Source organism: Rhizobium sp. BK176 (assembly GCF_024808055.1).
Map to the genome: position 1 here is coordinate 86,963 of NZ_JANUBV010000009.1, position 20,081 is coordinate 107,043.

28 protein-coding genes are annotated in these 20,081 nt (G+C 58.7%); 26 read left to right on the forward strand and 2 right to left on the reverse strand.

Going from position 1 to position 20,081, the window contains the following annotated elements; all coding sequences use genetic code 11:
* Positions 1-134 precede the first annotated feature (134 nt).
* Positions 135-4,346, forward strand: a complete 4,212-nt coding sequence (rpoC, locus tag FHT76_RS24355; RefSeq protein ID WP_016553545.1) for a DNA-directed RNA polymerase subunit beta' — start codon at positions 135-137, stop codon at positions 4,344-4,346.
* A 329-nt stretch (positions 4,347-4,675) separates the two neighbouring features.
* Here the strand turns inward: rpoC and FHT76_RS41420 are convergent, their stop codons facing one another.
* Together FHT76_RS41420 and FHT76_RS24365 are read right to left on the reverse strand one after the other, a co-directional pair.
* Positions 4,676-4,822 (reverse strand): NUDIX domain-containing protein, encoded by a 147-nt coding sequence (locus FHT76_RS41420; protein ID WP_405049286.1) that lies wholly within the window; start codon positions 4,820-4,822, stop codon positions 4,676-4,678.
* Between the two features lie 38 nt (positions 4,823-4,860).
* Complete coding sequence (locus FHT76_RS24365) at positions 4,861-5,154, reverse strand: hypothetical protein (RefSeq protein ID WP_007792012.1); 294 nt, start codon at positions 5,152-5,154, stop codon at positions 4,861-4,863.
* A gap of 485 nt (positions 5,155-5,639) precedes the next feature.
* On the opposite strand from FHT76_RS24365, the gene rpsL reads away from it, so the two are divergent.
* The 25 genes from rpsL to rplO all read left to right on the forward strand — a co-directional run bounded on the left by rpsL (position 5,640) and on the right by rplO (position 19,942).
* Complete coding sequence (rpsL, locus tag FHT76_RS24370) at positions 5,640-6,011, forward strand: 30S ribosomal protein S12 (RefSeq protein ID WP_003547537.1); 372 nt, start codon at positions 5,640-5,642, stop codon at positions 6,009-6,011.
* Between the two features lie 77 nt (positions 6,012-6,088).
* Positions 6,089-6,559: a 30S ribosomal protein S7 gene (gene rpsG / locus FHT76_RS24375; protein WP_016553547.1), complete on the forward strand. Its 471-nt coding sequence runs from the start codon at positions 6,089-6,091 to the stop codon at positions 6,557-6,559.
* A gap of 29 nt (positions 6,560-6,588) precedes the next feature.
* Positions 6,589-8,688 carry an elongation factor G gene (gene fusA, locus FHT76_RS24380; RefSeq protein WP_114712282.1) on the forward strand — a complete coding sequence of 700 codons (2,100 nt, stop codon included), beginning with the start codon at positions 6,589-6,591 and terminating at the stop codon, positions 8,686-8,688.
* 70 nt (positions 8,689-8,758) lie between these two features.
* Positions 8,759-9,934 carry an elongation factor Tu gene (gene tuf, locus FHT76_RS24385; RefSeq protein WP_016558834.1) on the forward strand — a complete coding sequence of 392 codons (1,176 nt, stop codon included), beginning with the start codon at positions 8,759-8,761 and terminating at the stop codon, positions 9,932-9,934.
* Positions 9,935-10,245: 311 nt separating this feature from the next.
* Complete coding sequence (gene rpsJ, locus FHT76_RS24390) at positions 10,246-10,554, forward strand: 30S ribosomal protein S10 (protein ID WP_003547547.1); 309 nt, start codon at positions 10,246-10,248, stop codon at positions 10,552-10,554.
* Positions 10,555-10,588: 34 nt separating this feature from the next.
* Entirely contained in the window at positions 10,589-11,230 is a 642-nt protein-coding gene (rplC, locus tag FHT76_RS24395; protein WP_183756879.1) for a 50S ribosomal protein L3, read from the forward strand.
* Positions 11,231-11,243: 13 nt separating this feature from the next.
* Positions 11,244-11,864, forward strand: a complete 621-nt coding sequence (gene rplD, locus FHT76_RS24400) for a 50S ribosomal protein L4 (protein ID WP_016553550.1) — start codon at positions 11,244-11,246, stop codon at positions 11,862-11,864.
* A complete protein-coding gene (locus FHT76_RS24405) occupies positions 11,861-12,154 on the forward strand; it encodes a 50S ribosomal protein L23 (protein WP_016553551.1) in 294 nt (97 codons plus the stop codon). Before rplD ends, FHT76_RS24405 begins: the two co-directional genes overlap by 4 nt.
* A gap of 11 nt (positions 12,155-12,165) precedes the next feature.
* The gene (gene rplB / locus FHT76_RS24410) at positions 12,166-13,002 is read left to right on the forward strand and encodes a 50S ribosomal protein L2 (RefSeq protein ID WP_183756878.1); all 837 of its coding nucleotides are present in this window, start codon (positions 12,166-12,168) and stop codon (positions 13,000-13,002) included.
* A gap of 15 nt (positions 13,003-13,017) precedes the next feature.
* Positions 13,018-13,296, forward strand: a complete 279-nt coding sequence (gene rpsS, locus FHT76_RS24415) for a 30S ribosomal protein S19 (protein ID WP_007531666.1) — start codon at positions 13,018-13,020, stop codon at positions 13,294-13,296.
* Between the two features lie 2 nt (positions 13,297-13,298).
* The gene (rplV, locus tag FHT76_RS24420) at positions 13,299-13,688 is read left to right on the forward strand and encodes a 50S ribosomal protein L22 (protein WP_018857110.1); all 390 of its coding nucleotides are present in this window, start codon (positions 13,299-13,301) and stop codon (positions 13,686-13,688) included.
* On the forward strand, positions 13,688-14,407 hold the full coding sequence (rpsC, locus tag FHT76_RS24425) for a 30S ribosomal protein S3 (RefSeq protein WP_007531669.1): 720 nt from the start codon (positions 13,688-13,690) through the stop codon (positions 14,405-14,407). The genes rplV and rpsC overlap by 1 nt, the downstream gene beginning before the upstream one ends.
* Before the next feature lie 36 nt (positions 14,408-14,443).
* Positions 14,444-14,857, forward strand: a complete 414-nt coding sequence (gene rplP / locus FHT76_RS24430; protein ID WP_003573792.1) for a 50S ribosomal protein L16 — start codon at positions 14,444-14,446, stop codon at positions 14,855-14,857.
* A 12-nt stretch (positions 14,858-14,869) separates the two neighbouring features.
* Positions 14,870-15,070: a 50S ribosomal protein L29 gene (gene rpmC / locus FHT76_RS24435; RefSeq protein ID WP_007531673.1), complete on the forward strand. Its 201-nt coding sequence runs from the start codon at positions 14,870-14,872 to the stop codon at positions 15,068-15,070.
* A gap of 11 nt (positions 15,071-15,081) precedes the next feature.
* Positions 15,082-15,321, forward strand: a complete 240-nt coding sequence (rpsQ, locus tag FHT76_RS24440) for a 30S ribosomal protein S17 (protein WP_007787739.1) — start codon at positions 15,082-15,084, stop codon at positions 15,319-15,321.
* A 261-nt stretch (positions 15,322-15,582) separates the two neighbouring features.
* Positions 15,583-15,951, forward strand: coding sequence for a 50S ribosomal protein L14 (gene rplN / locus FHT76_RS24445; protein WP_007787738.1), 369 nt, complete (start codon positions 15,583-15,585; stop codon positions 15,949-15,951).
* A gap of 12 nt (positions 15,952-15,963) precedes the next feature.
* Positions 15,964-16,266, forward strand: coding sequence for a 50S ribosomal protein L24 (gene rplX / locus FHT76_RS24450; RefSeq protein ID WP_037127218.1), 303 nt, complete (start codon positions 15,964-15,966; stop codon positions 16,264-16,266).
* Positions 16,266-16,823 (forward strand): 50S ribosomal protein L5, encoded by a 558-nt coding sequence (rplE, locus tag FHT76_RS24455; RefSeq protein ID WP_016553557.1) that lies wholly within the window; start codon positions 16,266-16,268, stop codon positions 16,821-16,823. Before rplX ends, rplE begins: the two co-directional genes overlap by 1 nt.
* 32 nt (positions 16,824-16,855) lie before the next feature.
* Positions 16,856-17,161 carry a 30S ribosomal protein S14 gene (rpsN, locus tag FHT76_RS24460; protein ID WP_016553558.1) on the forward strand — a complete coding sequence of 102 codons (306 nt, stop codon included), beginning with the start codon at positions 16,856-16,858 and terminating at the stop codon, positions 17,159-17,161.
* Positions 17,162-17,173: 12 nt separating this feature from the next.
* Positions 17,174-17,572 carry a 30S ribosomal protein S8 gene (gene rpsH, locus FHT76_RS24465; RefSeq protein WP_183756877.1) on the forward strand — a complete coding sequence of 133 codons (399 nt, stop codon included), beginning with the start codon at positions 17,174-17,176 and terminating at the stop codon, positions 17,570-17,572.
* Positions 17,573-17,614: 42 nt separating this feature from the next.
* Positions 17,615-18,148, forward strand: a complete 534-nt coding sequence (gene rplF, locus FHT76_RS24470) for a 50S ribosomal protein L6 (RefSeq protein WP_016553559.1) — start codon at positions 17,615-17,617, stop codon at positions 18,146-18,148.
* A gap of 12 nt (positions 18,149-18,160) precedes the next feature.
* Complete coding sequence (gene rplR / locus FHT76_RS24475; protein ID WP_037127225.1) at positions 18,161-18,523, forward strand: 50S ribosomal protein L18; 363 nt, start codon at positions 18,161-18,163, stop codon at positions 18,521-18,523.
* 133 nt (positions 18,524-18,656) lie between these two features.
* On the forward strand, positions 18,657-19,226 hold the full coding sequence (gene rpsE, locus FHT76_RS24480; protein ID WP_016553561.1) for a 30S ribosomal protein S5: 570 nt from the start codon (positions 18,657-18,659) through the stop codon (positions 19,224-19,226).
* A gap of 14 nt (positions 19,227-19,240) precedes the next feature.
* Positions 19,241-19,450, forward strand: coding sequence for a 50S ribosomal protein L30 (rpmD, locus tag FHT76_RS24485; RefSeq protein ID WP_007531681.1), 210 nt, complete (start codon positions 19,241-19,243; stop codon positions 19,448-19,450).
* Positions 19,451-19,465: 15 nt separating this feature from the next.
* Complete coding sequence (gene rplO, locus FHT76_RS24490; RefSeq protein ID WP_114712283.1) at positions 19,466-19,942, forward strand: 50S ribosomal protein L15; 477 nt, start codon at positions 19,466-19,468, stop codon at positions 19,940-19,942.
* The last annotated feature ends 139 nt before the right edge of the window (positions 19,943-20,081 follow it).

A 20,081-nucleotide genomic window follows, 5' to 3' on the forward strand; every position in this document is an offset into this window, starting at 1 on the left:
CCGTATGTGTCGGCCGGGCAGGGACGATTTCGCCGCATTCTGCGGTTATTGTCGTTTTGAGCGTTGGCGCGGCTCCCGGGATTTGCCGCCGTCCATGCAAGATAAGGGCGCATTCGCCCATGAAGGAGACAGGCATGAACCAAGAGGTCATGAATCTTTTCAATCCGCAGGTGCCTGCACAGAACTTCGATTCCATCCGGATTTCGATTGCTTCTCCGGAGAAGATTCTTTCCTGGTCTTACGGTGAGATCAAGAAGCCGGAAACCATCAACTACCGTACGTTCAAGCCGGAACGCGACGGTCTCTTCTGCGCGCGTATCTTCGGACCGATCAAGGACTACGAGTGCCTGTGCGGTAAGTACAAGCGCATGAAGTACAAGGGCATCATCTGCGAAAAGTGCGGCGTCGAAGTCACGCTGTCGCGCGTTCGCCGTGAGCGCATGGGCCACATCGAGCTCGCAGCTCCCGTTGCCCACATCTGGTTCCTGAAGTCGCTGCCGAGCCGTATTTCGACGCTGCTCGACATGACGCTGAAGGATGTCGAGCGCGTTCTCTACTTCGAAAACTACATCGTCACCGAGCCGGGCTTGACTGCTCTCAAGGAGCACCAGCTCCTCTCGGAAGAAGAGTACATGCTCGCCGTCGACGAATACGGCGAAGACCAATTCACGGCCATGATCGGTGCTGAAGCGATCTACGAGATGCTGGCCTCGATGAACCTCGAAAAGATCGCTGGCGATCTGCGCTCCGAGCTTGCCGACACCACGTCGGATCTCAAGCAGAAGAAGCTGATGAAGCGCCTGAAGATCGTCGAGAACTTCATGGAGTCCGGCAACCGTCCGGAATGGATGATCATGAAGGTCGTTCCGGTCATCCCGCCGGACCTGCGTCCGCTGGTTCCGCTCGATGGCGGCCGTTTCGCAACGTCGGACCTCAACGATCTGTATCGTCGCGTCATCAACCGTAACAACCGTCTGAAGCGCCTGATCGAACTGCGCGCTCCGGGTATCATCATCCGCAACGAAAAGCGCATGCTGCAGGAATCTGTAGATGCGCTGTTCGATAACGGCCGTCGCGGCCGCGTCATCACCGGCGCCAACAAGCGTCCGCTGAAGTCGCTGTCCGACATGCTGAAGGGCAAGCAGGGCCGCTTCCGTCAGAACCTGCTCGGCAAGCGCGTCGACTATTCCGGTCGTTCGGTCATCGTGACAGGTCCGGAACTGAAGCTGCACCAGTGCGGTCTTCCGAAGAAGATGGCGCTCGAACTCTTCAAGCCGTTCATCTACGCCCGCCTCGACGCCAAGGGTTACTCCTCGACCGTCAAGCAGGCCAAGAAGCTGGTTGAAAAGGAAAAGCCGGAAGTTTGGGATATCCTCGACGAGGTCATTCGCGAGCATCCGGTTCTCCTGAACCGCGCACCGACGTTGCACCGCCTGGGCATCCAGGCCTTCGAACCGATCCTGGTCGAAGGCAAGGCGATCCAGTTGCATCCGCTCGTCTGCACGGCCTTCAATGCCGACTTCGACGGTGACCAGATGGCCGTTCACGTGCCACTGTCGCTCGAAGCCCAGCTTGAAGCCCGCGTTCTGATGATGTCGACGAACAACATCCTGCACCCTGCAAACGGTGCACCGATCATCGTTCCGTCGCAGGACATGGTTCTCGGCCTGTACTACCTCGCGATCATGAATCAGAACGAGCCGGGCGAAGGCATGGCCTTCTCCGACCTCGGCGAACTGCATCATGCGCTAGAAACCAAAACCGTTACGCTGCACACCAAGATCCGCGGTCGCTTCAAGTCGATCGACGAGGACGGCAAGCCGTACTCTAAGATTTACGAAACGACGCCGGGCCGCTTGCTCATCGGCGAGCTCCTGCCGAAGAACGGCAAGGTGACCTTCGACGTCTGCAACCAGGAAATGACCAAGAAGAACATCTCCAAGATGATCGACACGGTCTACCGCCATTGCGGCCAGAAGGACACGGTCATTTTCTGCGACCGCATCATGCAGCTCGGCTTCAGCCATGCCTGCCGCGCCGGTATTTCGTTCGGCAAGGACGACATGGTCATTCCGGAAACCAAGGCAAAGATCGTTGGCGACACCGAAAACCTGGTCAAGGAATACGAGCAGCAGTACAACGACGGCCTGATCACTCAGGGCGAGAAGTACAACAAGGTCGTTGACGCCTGGGGCAAGGCAACCGAAAAGGTCGCTGAAGACATGATGGCCCGCATTAAGGCTGTCGAGTTCGATCCGAACACCGGTCGTCAGAAGCCGATGAACGCCATCTACATGATGTCGCACTCGGGTGCCCGTGGTTCACCGAACCAGATGCGTCAGCTGGGCGGCATGCGCGGCCTCATGGCCAAGCCGTCGGGTGAAATTATCGAAACGCCGATCACGTCGAACTTCAAGGAAGGTCTGACAGTCAACGAGTACTTCAACTCGACGCACGGTGCCCGTAAGGGTCTGGCAGACACCGCGCTGAAGACGGCTAACTCCGGTTACCTGACCCGTCGTCTCGTCGACGTCGCACAGGATTGCATCGTCAACCTCGTGGATTGCGGTACCGACAAGGGCCTCACGATGACCGCCATCGTCGATGCCGGTCAGGTCGTTGCCTCGCTCGGCGCGCGTATCCTCGGTCGTACGGCCCTGGATGATATCGATCATCCGGTTACCGGCGAGCGTCTTGTCGACGCCGGCAAGATGATCCTCGAGCCCGATGTCATCGAGATCGAAAAGGCTGGTATCCAGTCGATCCGCATCCGTTCGGCCCTGACCTGCGAAGTGCAGACCGGTGTTTGCTCGGTTTGCTACGGTCGCGACCTTGCACGCGGTACGCCCGTCAACATGGGCGAAGCAGTTGGCGTTATCGCGGCTCAGTCGATCGGCGAGCCAGGCACGCAGCTCACCATGCGTACGTTCCACCTTGGTGGCACGGCAAATGTGGTCGACCAGTCGTTCCTGGAAGCCTCGTACGAAGGTACGATCCAGCTCAAGAACCGCAACGTTCTGCGCAACTCGGAGAACGTCCTGGTCGCGATGGGCCGCAACATGACCGTCCAGATCCTGGATGAGCGTGGTGTCGAGCGCTCCTCTCAGCGCGTTGCTTATGGTTCGAAGCTGCACGTCGACGAAGGCGACAAGGTCAAGCGCGGTCAGCGTCTGGCAGAGTGGGACCCCTACACCCGTCCGATGATGACGGAAGTGGCCGGTACCGTTCAGTTCGAAGACGTTGTCGACGGTCTCTCGGTTCTCGAAGCGACCGACGAATCCACGGGCATCACCAAGCGTCAGGTCATCGACTGGCGTTCGACCCCGCGCGGTTCGGACCTCAAGCCGGCGATCGTCATCCTTGATGCAAGCGGCAACGTCGTTAAGCTGCCGCGCGGTGCAGATGCACGCTTCCAGCTGTCGGTCGATGCGATCCTGTCGGTCGAGCCCGGTCAGAAGGTGTCCCAGGGTGACGTGCTTGCGCGTTCGCCGCTGGAAAGCGCCAAGACCAAGGACATCACCGGTGGTCTGCCGCGTGTTGCCGAACTGTTCGAAGCTCGTCGTCCGAAGGACCACGCGATCATCGCTGAGATCGATGGTACGATCCGCCTCGGCCGCGACTACAAGAACAAGCGTCGCATTATCATCGAGCCGGCGGAAGACGGTGTCGAGCCTGTCGAATACCTGATCCCGAAGGGCAAGCCCTTCCACCTTCAGGAAGGCGACTATATCGAAAAGGGTGATTACATCCTCGACGGTAACCCGGCTCCGCACGACATCCTGGCGATCAAGGGCGTCGAAGCACTCGCTTCTTACCTGGTCAACGAAATCCAGGAAGTCTATCGCTTGCAGGGCGTTGTCATCAACGACAAGCACATCGAAGTGATTGTTCGTCAGATGCTGCAGAAGGTGGAAATCACCGATGCAGGCGACTCGACCTATATCGTCGGCGACAACGTCGACCGTATCGAGCTCGAAGATGTCAACGATGCACTGATCGAGCAGGGCAAGAAGCCTGCTTACGGCGATCCGGTTCTGCTCGGTATCACCAAGGCGTCGCTGCAGACACCGTCGTTCATCTCGGCTGCGTCGTTCCAGGAGACCACCAAGGTTCTCACGGAAGCTGCGATCGCCGGCAAGACCGACGGCTTGCAGGGTCTGAAGGAAAACGTCATCGTCGGTCGCCTGATCCCGGCGGGTACTGGTGGCACGATGACCCAGATCCGCCGCATCGCCACGTCGCGCGACGAGATGATCCTCGAAGAGCGCCGCAAGGGCACGGGTGCGGATGTCGCAACCCCGATGCTGCAGGATCTCGCAGGCGAGAGCGCACCTGCTGCCGAATAATCGGCAGTCTGGTTCTCAGAATTAAGAAAGCCGCCCGGAGCGATCCGGGCGGCTTTTGTTTTGGGTTCGTGCGACGTTTCAGCTAAGCAGGGGCAGTCCATGCTGCATGCCATAGCCCAGCCACGTTCGGGCGTCGTCGAAATTTGAGCCAGAAGAAACGGAAGAGGATTGGACCACCGCCGCGAGCGGCGTCATTTCCTGACGCAGCCAGGTGGCGGATTGTTCGCCCTTGAGGGGAGTGTGGAAGTAGTGCCGTCGGTGCCGAACCTCGGTTCCGCTTTGGCAAAGCAATAGTCGTGAACGGTAAGAGGGGTGAGGGGCGTTTCCGGTCAGATACCGGTCTCTTCATAGAATTCGCGAAGTGCTGCGGTGGCTATATCTTCGTCGGTCTCCACTGTGCCGCCTGGAGCCTGAAGCTCGCGCTCCGGAACGTCGGGGCATGTCGAAAACCGGGAGCCGGTTGCGCCAGGTGGCATAGTTCAGCACCTTGAGCGCATCCGGCTTCATCGGAGTCTCAGCTGAAACGGATGATCGCGACTTCGCCGTCGACCGCGCCCTGATAGGCGGAAGCGTGTGGCTCCTCTTCCGGCACTTCGGTCAGCATGCCGATCTGGTCGAGGTCGGCCTCGATGAAGCCTTCCTCGGCGAGGGCATTCAGGGCCTCACGCACGGCGCTGTCGTCATCGGCGGCCTTGAGCATTATGTGGAGGTCGACGCCGTCGCTGTCATCGGACTGATAGCCCTTGCCGATGATGATGAAGACCATCGGTCCTTCGGAATTGTTGTCGTTGTCGGGGGCGGTAATCATCGGATGTCCTTCGATTCGAGATTTGAATCTGATTTCATGCGCTTAGCGGCTGCAGTCAGTGATTCCATAGCTGCTTTTTGATCCAATGCTCAAGTTTATCTTGGCGACCGGTGGCGAATTCCCTTAGAAGCCGCAAAAGAGCGCGCAATGGCCGGGTTTCAAGGCGTTCCGCCGAAGTTTATTTCTTAACGGCCTTGACGAGACGACGGGAAACCAGTAGTACCCGCGCCATCCGGACCCATGTGAGGCATGGCCATTCGAGGCGACGCGCCCCGGAGATCACCTCAAACAAGGTTCGAAACGCACGTTGAAGATATGTTGCCTGCACGCATGACGCATTTCTTTTGCGTCCTCTGCTCTCTGTGGTCCATCTGCGAAAGCGGATCGGGCCACGTTTTGCGCATTGAGACAAGCGTGTGGTCTTGCCGGAGACGGCGCGAGTTACGCCCGTAAGGGATTGAGATATAAACGTAAGGGATGGTTGAATGCCTACCGTAAACCAGCTTATCCGCAAGCCGCGTCAGGCGAACGTAAAGCGTAATAAGGTTCCTGCGCTGCAGGAAAACCCACAGAAGCGCGGCGTTTGCACCCGCGTTTACACGACGACCCCGAAGAAGCCGAACTCGGCTCTCCGTAAGGTCGCCAAGATCCGTCTGACCAATGGCTTTGAAGTCATCGGCTACATTCCGGGCGAAGGTCACAACCTGCAGGAACACTCTGTCGTCATGATCCGTGGCGGCCGCGTAAAGGACTTGCCGGGCGTTCGTTACCATATCATTCGCGGCGTTCTCGATACCCAGGGTGTCAAGAACCGCAAGCAGCGCCGTTCGAAGTACGGTGCGAAGCGTCCGAAGTAATTCGGTTTTGAAATCCCGGCGCTGCGCGAGGTCCTCCGCGTGGTAGAGCGCCTTTAACAATTGAAGAGACGAGAAGTATGTCCAGACGTCACAGAGCAGAAAAGCGCGAGATCAACCCGGACCCGAAGTTCGGCGATCTGGTTGTTACCAAGTTCATGAATGCAATCATGCTTGACGGCAAGAAGTCCGTCGCTGAAAGCATTGTCTACGGCGCATTTGACTCCGTACAGGGCAAGTCCAAGCAGGAGCCGCTCGGTGTGTTCCATCAGGCTCTGGACAACATTGCTCCGCACGTAGAAGTCCGTTCGCGCCGCGTGGGTGGTGCTACGTACCAGGTTCCGGTTGATGTCCGTCCGGAGCGCCGTCAGGCCCTGGCGATCCGCTGGCTGATTGCTGCCGCGCGCAAGCGCAACGAAACGACCATGGTCGACCGACTGTCGGGCGAGCTTCTCGATGCATCCAACAACCGTGGTTCCGCGGTCAAGAAGCGCGAAGACACGCACAAGATGGCTGACGCCAACCGTGCGTTCTCGCATTATCGCTGGTAATCCCGAACGGGTTCGAAAGGCAGTCCACAATGGCTCGCGAATATAAAATCGAAGACTACCGAAATTTCGGTATCATGGCGCACATCGACGCCGGCAAGACCACGACCACCGAGCGTATCCTTTATTACACCGGCAAGTCGCACAAGATCGGTGAAGTCCACGATGGCGCAGCCACGATGGACTGGATGGAGCAGGAGCAGGAGCGTGGCATCACGATCACCTCCGCCGCCACCACGACCTTCTGGAAGGGCCGTGACGGCAAGATGCGCCGCTTCAACATCATCGACACCCCCGGCCACGTCGACTTCACCATCGAAGTCGAGCGTTCGTTGCGCGTTCTCGACGGTGCGATTGCTCTTCTCGACGCCAACGCAGGCGTAGAGCCGCAGACGGAAACCGTCTGGCGTCAGGCTGAGAAGTACAACGTTCCGCGCATGATCTTCTGCAACAAGATGGACAAGACCGGCGCAGACTTCTACCGCTCCGTCGAGATGATCAAGACCCGTCTCGGCGCAACGGCTGTCGTCATGCAGCTGCCGATCGGCGCCGAAACCGAGTTCAAGGGCGTTATCGACCTGATCGAGATGAATGCTCTCGTCTGGCGCGACGAATCGCTCGGCGCCCAGTGGGACGTCGTCGAAATCCCCGATGACATGAAGGCGAAGGCTGAAGAGTATCGCGAAAAGCTGATCGAGACCGTTGTCGAGATCGACGAAGCCGCGACCGAAGCCTACCTGGAAGGCAACCTTCCCGACAACGATCAGATCCGCGCGCTCGTTCGCCGCGGCACGATCGACGTGAAGTTCCATCCGATGTTCTGCGGCACCGCCTTCAAGAACAAGGGCGTTCAGCCGCTTCTCGACGCGGTTGTCGACTACCTGCCGTCGCCGCTCGACATTCCGGCGATCAAGGGCATCGACTTCAAGACCGAAGCCGAGATCGAGCGTCATGCCGATGACAACGAGCCGCTTTCGATGCTCGCTTTCAAGATCATGAACGACCCCTTCGTCGGCTCGCTGACCTTCGCCCGTATCTACTCGGGCAAGCTCGAAAAGGGCGCGTCGGTCATGAACACGGTCAAGGACAAGCGCGAGCGCGTCGGCCGCATGCTGCAGATGCACTCGAACTCGCGTGAAGACATCGAAGAAGCCTTCGCGGGCGACATCGTTGCTCTCGCCGGTCTCAAGGAAACCACCACGGGCGATACGCTCTGCGATCCGCTGAAGCCGGTCGTTCTCGAGCGCATGGAATTCCCGGAGCCGGTTATCCAGATCGCTATCGAGCCGAAGACCAAGGGCGACCAAGAAAAGATGGGCCTCGCGCTCAACCGGCTGGCTGCTGAAGATCCGTCCTTCCGCGTGAAGACTGACCAGGAATCTGGCCAGACGATCATCGCCGGCATGGGCGAACTTCACCTCGATATCATCGTCGACCGCATGCGTCGCGAGTTCAAGGTTGAAGCAACTGTCGGCGCGCCGCAGGTTGCCTACCGCGAAACCATCACGCGTCAGCACGAAGAAGACTACACGCACAAGAAGCAGTCCGGTGGTACCGGTCAGTTCGCTCGCGTCAAGATCGTCTTCGAACCGAACCCGGATGGCGAAGACTTCAAGTTCGAATCCAAGATCGTCGGTGGTGCTGTTCCGAAGGAATACATCCCGGGCGTTCAGAAGGGTATCGAAAGCGTTCTGTCTTCCGGTCCGCTCGCAGGCTTCCCGATGCTCGGCGTCAAGGCGACGCTCGTTGACGGTGCTTTCCACGACGTTGACTCGTCGGTACTGGCGTTCGAAATCGCTTCACGTGCCTGCTTCCGTGAAGCAGCCAAGAAGGCCGGCGCTCAGCTCCTCGAGCCGATGATGAAGGTCGAAGTGGTAACGCCGGAAGATTACGTCGGCGACGTCATCGGCGACCTGAACTCCCGCCGTGGTCAGATCCAGGGCCAGGAAAGCCGCGGCGTGGCCGTTGTCATCAACGCCAACGTTCCGCTGGCGAACATGTTCAAGTACGTCGATAACCTGCGCTCCATGTCGCAGGGCCGTGCTCAGTACACGATGACCTTCGATCACTACGCGCCGGTTCCGTCGAACGTCGCAACTGAAATCCAGGCAAAGTATTCCGGTCAGAAGTGACCGGAATACCAATTGACCGATAACAAGAATTAGATCCCTCAGGGGACCTTAAAAAGAGTGGAGAGCCCACATGGCAAAGAGTAAGTTTGAGCGCAACAAGCCGCACGTTAACATCGGCACGATCGGCCACGTTGACCACGGCAAGACGTCTCTGACGGCAGCGATCACGAAGTACTTCGGCGAGTTCAAGGCGTACGACCAGATCGACGCTGCTCCGGAAGAAAAGGCGCGCGGCATCACCATTTCGACGGCACACGTCGAGTACGAGACCCCGAACCGTCACTATGCTCACGTTGACTGCCCCGGCCACGCCGACTACGTCAAGAACATGATCACCGGTGCCGCTCAGATGGACGGCGCGATCCTGGTTTGCTCGGCTGCTGACGGCCCGATGCCGCAGACCCGCGAGCACATCCTGCTCGCTCGTCAGGTTGGCGTTCCGGCGATCGTCGTGTTCCTCAACAAGGTTGACCAGGTTGACGACGCCGAGCTCCTCGAGCTCGTCGAACTGGAAGTTCGCGAACTGCTGTCGTCCTACGACTTCCCGGGCGACGACATTCCGGTCATCAAGGGCTCGGCTCTTGCTGCTCTGGAAGACTCTGACAAGAAGATCGGCGAAGACGCGATCCGCGAGCTGATGGCTGCTGTTGACGCCTACATCCCGACGCCTGAGCGTCCGATCGACCAGCCGTTCCTGATGCCGATCGAAGACGTGTTCTCGATCTCGGGCCGTGGTACGGTTGTGACCGGCCGCGTCGAGCGTGGCATCGTCAAGGTTGGCGAAGAAGTCGAAATCGTCGGCATCCGCCCGACCTCGAAGACGACGGTTACCGGCGTTGAAATGTTCCGCAAGCTGCTCGACCAGGGCCAGGCTGGCGACAACATCGGCGCTCTGGTTCGCGGTGTGAACCGTGACGGCGTTGAGCGTGGTCAGATCCTGTGCAAGCCGGGCTCTGTCAAGCCGCACAAGAAGTTCATGGCAGAAGCCTACATCCTGACGAAGGAAGAAGGCGGCCGTCATACGCCGTTTTTCACGAACTACCGTCCGCAGTTCTACTTCCGTACGACTGACGTGACCGGCATTGTTTCGCTTCCGGAAGGCACGGAAATGGTTATGCCTGGCGACAACGTCACGGTTGCCGTCGAGCTGATCGTTCCGATCGCGATGGAAGAGAAGCTGCGCTTCGCGATCCGCGAAGGCGGCCGTACCGTCGGCGCCGGCATCGTCGCTTCGATCGTCGAGTAAGCTTCGCTGCGGCCACCTCAACCGGGTGGCCGCTTCGATGACAATATTATGAAGCAAGTGGCTTTGGCCGCTTGCTTATTACAAGAAAATGTTGCACATGGCGCGCGAGCGCTATTTGCGCCCTGCTTCGCTCGTTGAAGCGGGTGACTACAGCAAACAATAAGGTGGGCCGAAAGGCCTGAAGACTGGATAGGGGCACGGTAACCCGGAGCCTCTCTCGATCTTTGAAACCGGTGGTCCGCCTTAGGAATAAGAACAGCCCGTGCCTACCCAAAAGGCGCACGGGATAACAAACACAAGGATAACGTCGAATGAACGGCCAAAATATCCGCATTCGCCTGAAGGCGTTCGATCACCGCATTCTCGACGCTTCGACGCGCGAGATCGTGTCGACGGCGAAGCGCACCGGCGCAAGCGTCCGGGGCCCCGTTCCGCTTCCGACTCGCATCGAGAAGTTTACGGTCAACCGGTCCCCACACATCGACAAGAAGAGCCGCGAGCAGTTCGAGATGCGCACTCATAAGCGCCTCCTCGACATCGTAGATCCGACCCCGCAGACGGTAGACGCGCTGATGAAGCTCGATCTCGCCGCCGGTGTCGATGTTGAGATCAAGCTCTGAGCCTTGCTCGAGCGGATTTGGAAGGATTGAACCGATGCGTTCAGGTGTGATTGCACAGAAGGTGGGCATGACCCGCGTCTACAACGACGCTGGCGAACATGTCCCGGTAACAGTACTGCGTCTGGATGGCTGCCAGGTTGTGGCCCAGCGCACTGTCGAAAAGAACGGCTACGCCGCAGTCCAGCTCGGTGCTGGCACGGTAAAGGTCAAGAATACGTCGAAGGCAATGCGTGGTAACTTTGCTGTTGCCAACGTTGAGCCGAAGGCCAAGCTGACGGAATTCCGCGTCACGGAAGACAATCTCCTCGAGGTTGGCACCGAGCTTAAGGCTGGTCACTTCGCCGCTGGTCAGCTCGTCGATGTGACGGGTACGACGATCGGTAAGGGCTTTGCCGGCGTTATGAAGCGTCACAATTTCGCCGGTGGCCGCGCCACTCACGGTAACTCGGTTTCGCACCGCTCGCACGGTTCTACCGGTCAGCGCCAGGACCCGGGCAGGGTTTTCAAGAACAAGAAGATGGCTGGTCACATGGGCCAGACGCGCGTAACGACTCAGAACCTTGAAGTGGTTTCGACCGACGAAGATCGTGGTCTAATCCTGATCAAGGGTGCAGTACCCGGTTCCAAGGGTGCCTGGATCATCGTGCGCGATGCCGTCAAGTCGGCAGCGAAGTAAGGGAGCCGGACCAATGGAATTCAACGTCAAGACCCTCGAGGGAAAAGACGCAGGGAAGGTTTCTCTTTCTGACGCGATTTTCGGCCTTGAGCCCCGCGAAGACATTCTCGCCCGCGTTATTCGCTGGCAGCTTGCCAAGAAGCAGCAGGGCACGCACCAGGCAAAGGGCCGCGCGGACGTTTCGCGCACCGGCGCCAAGATGTACAAGCAGAAGGGTACGGGCCGCGCTCGTCACCATTCGGCACGCGCTCCGCAGTTCCGCGGCGGTGGTAAGGCTCACGGCCCGGTCGCTCGCAGCCACGAACACGACCTTCCGAAGAAGGTTCGCGCTCTCGGCCTGCGTCACGCCCTCTCGGCCAAGCTGAAGTCCGACGATGTCATCATCATCGACAGCCTGGTTGCTGCAGAAGCAAAGACCAAGGCACTGGCATCGACTTTCGAGACGCTCGGCCTGACCAACGCGCTCTTCATCGGCGGCGCTGAACTTGATGGCAACTTCAAGCTCGCAGCACAGAACATCCCGAACATCGATGTTCTGCCGATCCAGGGCATCAACGTTTATGACATCGTGCGCCGCGGCAAGCTCGTGCTTTCCAAGGCTGCCGTTGAAGCTCTAGAGGAGCGTTTCAAGTGACCGACCTTCGCCACTATGATGTGATCGTCTCGCCGGCGATCACCGAAAAGTCCACGCTGGTATCGGAAAACAACCAGGTTGTTTTCAATGTCGCCAAGAAGGCGTCGAAGCCGGAAATCAAGGCTGCAGTCGAGGCGCTCTTCGGCGTCAAGGTCACGGCCGTCAACACGCTGCTCCGCAAGGGCAAGACCAAGCGTTTTAAGGGTTTTGTCGGCAAGCAGCAGGACGTGAAGAAGGCTGTCGTGACGCTGGCTGAAGGCCAGACGATCGACGTCTCCACCGGTCTCTGAGGAATTAAACAATGGCATTGAAAACATTCAATCCTACGACCCCGAGCCAGCGTCAGCTGGTCATCGTCGACCGTTCCGGCCTCTATAAGGGCAAGCCGGTCAAGGCGCTGACGGAAGGTCTGACCAAGAGCGGCGGTCGTAACAACCTCGGCCGTATCACTGCCCGCTTCATCGGCGGCGGTCACAAGCGTACCTATCGTCTGATCGACTTCAAGCGTCGCAAGTTCGACGTCGAAGGCACGGTCGAGCGTATCGAATACGATCCGAACCGCACCGCGTTCATCGCGCTCGTATCCTACGCCGACGGCGAACAGGCCTACATCCTCGCTCCGCAGCGCCTTGCTGCCGGCGACAAGGTCATCTCCTCGGAGAAGGCTGTCGACGTGAAGCCCGGCAACACCATGCCGCTGCAGTACATCCCGGTCGGCTCCATCATCCACAACGTGGAAATGAAGCCGGGCAAGGGTGGTCAGATCGCACGTTCGGCTGGCGGTTACGCACAGCTCGTCGGTCGCGACGCGGGTCTGGCGATCCTTCGCCTGAACTCCGGCGAACAGCGCCTCGTTCCTGGCTCCTGCCTTGCTTCGATCGGTGCGGTTTCGAACCCTGACCATGCCAACATCAACGACGGCAAGGCCGGTCGTACGGTTTGGCGCGGCAAGCGTCCGCATAACCGCGGTGTTGTCATGAACCCTGTTGACCATCCGCACGGCGGTGGTGAAGGCCGTACCTCTGGTGGTCGTCACCCGGTTACTCCGTGGGGCAAGCCGACCAAGGGCAAGCGCACGCGGTCGAACAAGTCGACCGACAAGATGATCATGCGCTCGCGTCATCAGCGTAAGAAGTAAGAGAGGAAGTCTCCAATGGCTCGTTCAGTATGGAAAGGTCCGTTCGTTGACGGCTATCTTCTCAAGAAGGCTGAGAAGGTTCGTGAAGGCGGACGTGCAGAAGTAATCAAGATCTGGAGCCGTCGCTCCACGATCCTGCCGCAGTTCGTCGGTCTCACCTTCGGCGTCTACAACGGCAGCAAGCATGTTCCGGTCAGCGTCAATGAAGACATGGTCGGTCACAAATTCGGTGAATTCTCTCCGACCCGGACCTACTACGGTCACGGTGCGGACAAGAAGGCAAAGAGGAAGTAACAATGGGCAAGGCAAAAGCCGAACGCCGGCTGAAGGACAACGAGGCGCAAGCAGTCGCCCGCACGCTCCGCGTCAGCCCACAGAAGCTCAACCTCGTTGCCGCGGTTATCCGTGGCAAGAAGGTCGATCGTGCACTCGCTGAGCTGGAATTCTCCCGCAAGCGCATCGCAGGCGCCGTCAAGAAGACGCTTGAATCTGCGATCGCCAACGCCGAGAACAACCACGACCTCGACGTCGACTCCCTGGTCGTCGCCGAAGCCTATGTCGGCAAGTCGATCGTCATGAAGCGTTTCCACGCTCGTGGCCGCGGCCGCGCTTCTCGCATCGAGAGGCCGTTTGCGCACCTGACGATCGTTGTCCGCGAAGTGCAGGCACAAGAGGAGGCCGCATAATGGGTCAGAAAATTAATCCAATCGGTTTCCGTCTTGGCATCAACCGTACCTGGGATAGCCGCTGGTTCGCGGACAATGCCGAGTACGGTCAGCTGCTGCACGAAGACCTGAAGATGCGCAAGTTCGTCATGAGCGAACTGAAGCAGGCTGGTATCGCCAAGGTGGTCATCGAGCGTCCGCACAAGAAGTGCCGCGTTACGATCCACTCGGCTCGTCCGGGCCTGATCATCGGCAAGAAGGGCGCAGACATCGACAAGCTCCGCAAGAAGCTGTCGGAGATGACGAATTCCGAGACGCACCTCAACATCGTTGAAGTTCGCAAGCCGGAAGTCGACGCTACGCTCGTCGCACAGTCGATCGCTCAGCAGCTTGAGCGTCGTGTTGCTTTCCGTCGCGCCATGAAGCGTGCCGTTCAGTCTGCAATGCGTCTTGGCGCCGAAGGCATCAAGATCACCTGCGCAGGCCGTCTCGGCGGTGCTGAAATCGCTCGTACGGAATGGTACCGCGAAGGTCGCGTTCCGCTGCACACGCTGCGCGCTGACATCGACTACGGCACAGCTGAAGCGGAAACCGCTTTTGGCATCTGCGGCATCAAGGTTTGGATCTTCAAGGGCGAAATCCTTGAGCACGATCCGATGGCCTCCGAGCGCCGCGCACTCGAGGGTGACGCTCAGGGTCCGGCAAGCCGTGATCGCGATCGTCGCCGCGACAACGCTTAATAGCGTTGGTGGCAGATAAGTTCGGAGAATAAGAAAATGTTGCAGCCAAAGCGTACCAAGTACCGCAAGCAATTCAAGGGCCGCATCAAGGGCGTCGCCAAGGGTGGTTCTGACCTGGCCTTCGGTGAATTCGGCCTTAAGGCTCAAGAGCCGAACCGCGTCAATGCACGCGAGATCGAAGCGGCCCGCCGCGCGATCACGCGCTACATGAAGCGCGCCGGCCGTGTATGGATCCGCGTGTTCCCGGATGTTCCGGTAACCGCAAAGCCGACCGAAGTCCGTATGGGTAAGGGCAAGGGCTCTGTCGAATACTGGGCATGCAAGGTCAAGCCAGGCCGTATGATGTTCGAAATCGACGGCGTCAGCGAAGAAATCGCTCGTGAAGCGCTTCGCCTCGGCTCTGCCAAGCTCTCGGTCAAGACGCGCTTCGTTCAGCGCATTGCAGAGTAAGGAGCAAGGCAGATGAAAGCCGAAGAAGTACGCGGCCTCACGGCCGACCAGCTCAAGGACAAGCTCGCCGACCTGAAGAAGGAGCAGTTCAACCTGCGCTTCCAGAAGGCAACCGGTCAGCTGGAAAAGTCCTCGCGCATCAACGAAGTCCGCAAGGACATCGCCCGCGTGAAAACCATTGCCCGCCAGAAGGCGGCAGAAGCAAAGGCGTAAAGGAAAACATCATGCCGAAGCGCATTCTGCAGGGCGTTGTCGTTGGCGACAAGAACGAGAAGACTGTCGTAGTTCGCGTTGAGCGTCGTTTCGCTCACCCGCTGCTCCAGAAGACCGTTCGTCGTTCCAAGAAGTACAAGGCCCACGACGAAAACAATCAGTACAAGATCGGCGATACCGTATCCATCGAGGAATGCGCGCCGATCTCCAAGGACAAGCGTTGGACGGTCGTTTCCGCCCAGGCCAAGTAAGATTTTTGCGCGAGGCCTTGCGTCTCGCGGAAATATCTGTATGAAGCAGCGTCAGAACGCTCGTTCGTCGAGCGTTCTTTTGCTTTGAGCGCACGGAAGGTCCCATTGGGGAAACCACCCTGGCACGATCGATCCCGCGCTATTCAAGCTATGCCGTGTTTTCGCCTGCCCTCGTGGCAAGCGGCCGGCTGACAATTTTCATAAGCCGGGGAAGGGGGCTCTGAGCCCAACCATTCCGGTAAACCAAAAAGGCGACCTGATATGATTCAGATGCAAACAAACCTCGACGTGGCGGATAATTCCGGCGCACGTCGTGTCATGTGCATCAAGGTGCTGGGCGGCTCGAAGCGCAAGTATGCCGGGATCGGCGACGTTATCGTCGTTTCGATCAAGGAAGCGATCCCGCGCGGCCGCGTGAAGAAGGGTGACGTGATGAAGGCGGTGGTCGTTCGTACCGCCAAGGAAATCCGTCGCGTTGATGGTTCCATCATCCGCTTCGACACGAATGCAGCAGTCCTCATCGACAACAAGAAAGAGCCGATCGGCACCCGTATCTTCGGACCGGTTCCGCGCGAACTTCGCGCCAAGAACCACATGAAGATCATCTCGCTGGCTCCCGAAGTACTGTAAGGAGCGCGAACGATGCAAAAGATTCGTAAGGGCGACAAGGTCGTCATGCTCGCAGGCAAGGACAAGGGCCGCACTGGCGAAGTCCTCCAGGTTCTGCCCAAGGAAGATCGTGCCGTTGTTCGTGGCATCAACGTCGTAAAGCGCCATCAGCGCCAGACGCAGAGCCAGGAAGCCGGCATCATCAGCAAGGAAGCTGCTGTTCACCTGTCCAACGTTGCGATCGTCGACAAGGACGGCAAGCCGACCCGCGTCGGTTTCAAGGTTGTTGACGGCAAAAAGGTCCGTGTGGCCAAGCGTTCCGGTGAGGTGATCTGATGGCTGACGCAAAGTACGAGCCGCGGCTCAAGAAGGAATATGTCGAGCGCATTCGTGCGGCGATGCAGGAGAAGTTCTCCTACGCCAACGAAATGATGATCCCGAAGCTCGACAAGATCGTAATCAACATGGGTGTTGGTGAAGCAACGGCTGATTCGAAGAAGCCGACTGTTGCTGCAGCTGACCTGGCCGCTATCGCTGGTCAGAAGCCGGTCATCACCCGTGCACGCAACTCCATCGCGGGCTTCAAGGTCCGTGAGCAGATGCCGATCGGCGCAAAGGTTACCCTGCGCGGCGCTCGCATGTACGAGTTCCTGGACCGTCTCGTGAACATCGCGCTTCCGCGCGTTCGCGACTTCCGCGGCCTGAACCCGAAAAGCTTTGACGGCCGTGGCAACTTCGCCATGGGCATCAAGGAGCACATTGTGTTCCCTGAGATCAACTACGACAAGGTTGATCAGATGTGGGGCATGGACATCATCGTTTGCACGACGGCAACGAAGGACGACGAAGCGCGGGCTCTCTTGACAGAGTTCAACTTCCCGTTCCGTCAGTAACCGTAACGACGAGCGTAGAAAAGGAACCGCACATGGCGAAGACAAGCGCAGTTGAAAAGAACAAGCGCCGCCGTACCACGGTCGCTAACCAGGCTGCCAAGCGCGCAGCTCTGAAGGCGATCATCATGAACCAGGCTCTTCCGATCGAAGACCGGTTCAAGGCCTCGATCAAGCTGGCATCCCTGCCGCGCGATGGATCCAAGACCCGCATTCGCAACCGTTGCGAAGTATCGGGCCGTCCGCGCGCATACTACCGCAAACTGCGCATGTCGCGTATCGCGCTGCGTGAACTCGGCAATCTCGGCAAGGTGCCGGGCATCGTCAAGTCGAGCTGGTAAGGAGCAGGTTAGATGACAATGACTGATCCGTTGGGCGATATGCTCACTCGCATCCGCAACGGTGCTTCTCGCCGCAAGTCGTCGGTTTCGACGCCTGCTTCGAAGCTCCGTGCACGCGTTCTCGATGTTCTGCAGTCCGAAGGCTACATCCGTGGCTATTCCCTTGTCGATTTCGGCAATGGCAAGTCGGAGCTCAACATCGAGCTGAAGTACTATGAAGGCGCATCGGTGATCCGTGAGATCGGCCGTGTGTCCAAGCCGGGCCGCCGGGTTTATGTCTCGGTCAAGTCCATTCCGCAGGTCGCGAACGGCCTCGGCATCACCATCCTTTCGACCCCGAAGGGCGTGATGGCCGATCACCAGGCTCGCGAACAGAACGTTGGTGGCGAGGTTCTTTGCTCGGTCTTCTAAGGCTGAGCAAGGATCTCCATAGCGAACAGACAGGATTGAAACATGTCTCGTATCGGTAAAAAGCCCGTTCAGGTGCCTGCTGGGATCACGGCTACGGTCGATGGCCAGAAGGTTACCGCTAAGGGCCCGAAGGGCGAGCTGTTCTTCGTCGCAAATGACGAAGTCGGCGTGAAGCTCGAAAACAATGCGGTTGTCGTAACGCCGCTCACCCAGACGAAGAATGCTCGTGCAAAGTGGGGCATGTCCCGCACGATGATCGAGAACATCTTCAAGGGCGTTAAGGACGGCTTTGAGCGCAAGCTCGAAATCAACGGCGTCGGTTACCGCGCGTCGCTCCAGGGCAAGAACCTGCAGCTGGCACTCGGCTTCAGCCATGACGTTGTTTACGAGCCGCCGCAGGGCATTACGATCGCTGTGCCGAAGCCGACGGAAATCGTCGTCACCGGCATCAACAAGCAGCAGGTCGGCCAGGTTGCCGCTGAAATCCGCGAATACCGCGGTCCTGAGCCTTACAAGGGCAAGGGCGTCAAGTATGCCGAAGAGCGGATTGTCCGCAAAGAAGGCAAGAAGAAGTAAGGATCACGCGAAATGGCTAGCAGGAAAGAAGCACTTGCACGTCGTGCCAACCGCGTGCGCCGTCACCTCAAGTCGGTGGCCAATGGCCGTCCGCGCCTGTCGGTTCATCGCTCCTCGAAGAACATTTATGTTCAGGTCATCGACGATGTCGCTGGTAAGACGCTTGCGTCCGCCTCGACTCTCGACAAGGACCTGCGCGGTTCTCTGAAGACCGGTGCTGACACCGCAGCAGCTGCCCTCGTAGGCAAGCTCGTTGCAGAGCGCGCAAAGAAGGCAGGCGTCAACGAGGTCGTATTCGACCGCGGCGCCTTCATCTACCATGGCCGCATCAAGGCTCTGGCCGATGCGGCTCGCGAAGGCGGTCTGTCCTTCTGATTAAGATTTCCGGCCGGGGCTTCAGGCTTCCGGCCGGATGTTCACCGGACCGCAAACACTCTTCCTAAGGAGAGGTTGATGCGGTCTTCGTTTTGTTTGCCGTTCCACCCGCAAAAGAAAAAGGAAAAGGACAATGGCACAGGAAAGAAGAGGTTCTCGCGACGATCGCCAGAACCGTGAGGAACGCGATAGCGAGTTCGTCGACAAGCTGGTCGCGATCAACCGCGTTGCTAAGGTTGTTAAGGGTGGCCGCCGTTTCGGTTTCGCCGCTCTCGTCGTCGTTGGTGACCAGAAGGGCCGCGTTGGCTTCGGTCACGGCAAGGCACGTGAAGTGCCGGAAGCAATCCGTAAGGCGACTGAAGCTGCCAAGCGCGAACTGATCTTCGTACCGCTGCGTGACGGCCGTACGCTGCATCACGACGTTCATGGCCGCCATGGCGCCGGCAAGGTTCTGCTTCGTTCGGCCAAGGTCGGTACCGGTATCATCGCCGGTGGTCCGATGCGCGCCGTTTTCGAAACGCTCGGCGTTCACGACGTTGTCGCCAAGTCGACCGGTTCCTCGAACCCATACAACATGGTTCGCGCTACCTTCGACGCTCTGAAGCACCAGGTTCACCCGAAGGACATCGCAGCTCAGCGCGGCATCAAGTATGCAACGCTCCAGGCTCGCCGTGCCGCTTCTGGCAATGCCTCTGAAGAATAAGAGGAGTCTGACAGATGGCTAAGGCTACCAAGAAGACTGAAGCGAAGACGGTTACTGTCGAACAGATCGGCAGCCCGATTCGTCGTCCGGATGTCCAGCAGCGCACGCTGATCGGCCTCGGACTCAACAAGATGCACCGTCGCCGCACGCTGGAAGATACCCCTTCCGTTCGTGGCATGATCCGTGCCGTCCAGCATCTCGTTCGCGTCGTCGACGAGAAGTAAGCCGGGAGATTCGCTATGAAACTCAATGAAATCAAAGACAACGAAGGTTCGACCCACAGCCGCAAGCGCCTCGGCCGCGGTATTGGTTCGGGCTCGGGCAAGACCGGTGGTCGCGGTGTCAAGGGTCAGAAGTCCCGTTCCGGCGTCGCCATCAACGGTTTCGAAGGCGGCCAGATGCCAATCTACCGTCGCCTGCCGAAGCGCGGCTTCAACAACATCTTCAAGGCCGACTTCGTCGTCGTGTCGCTGGAGCGTGTTCAGGCTGCGATCGACGCTGGCAAGCTCGACGGCAAGTCCACGGTTGATGCGGCAGCTCTCAAGGCTGCCGGCGTTATCCGTCGCGTCAAGGACGGCGTTCGCGTTCTCGCCGACGGCGAGCTGAAGGCAAAGGTCAAGTTTGAAGTTGCTGGCGCTTCCAAGCCGGCGATCGAAAAGATCGAAAAGGCTGGCGGCTCCGTCACGCTTCTTTCTGCCGCAGCAACGGCTGAATAATTAATGCTATGATAAGTCGCCCGGGGTGCTTCACACCGGGCGATTTTGCTCCCATATGTGAGCCTCACAAAAACCGGCTGGACGCACGTGCGTCATAAACGGTAGGAACGAACACAAGGGTGAGGCATAGGTTGCGTTC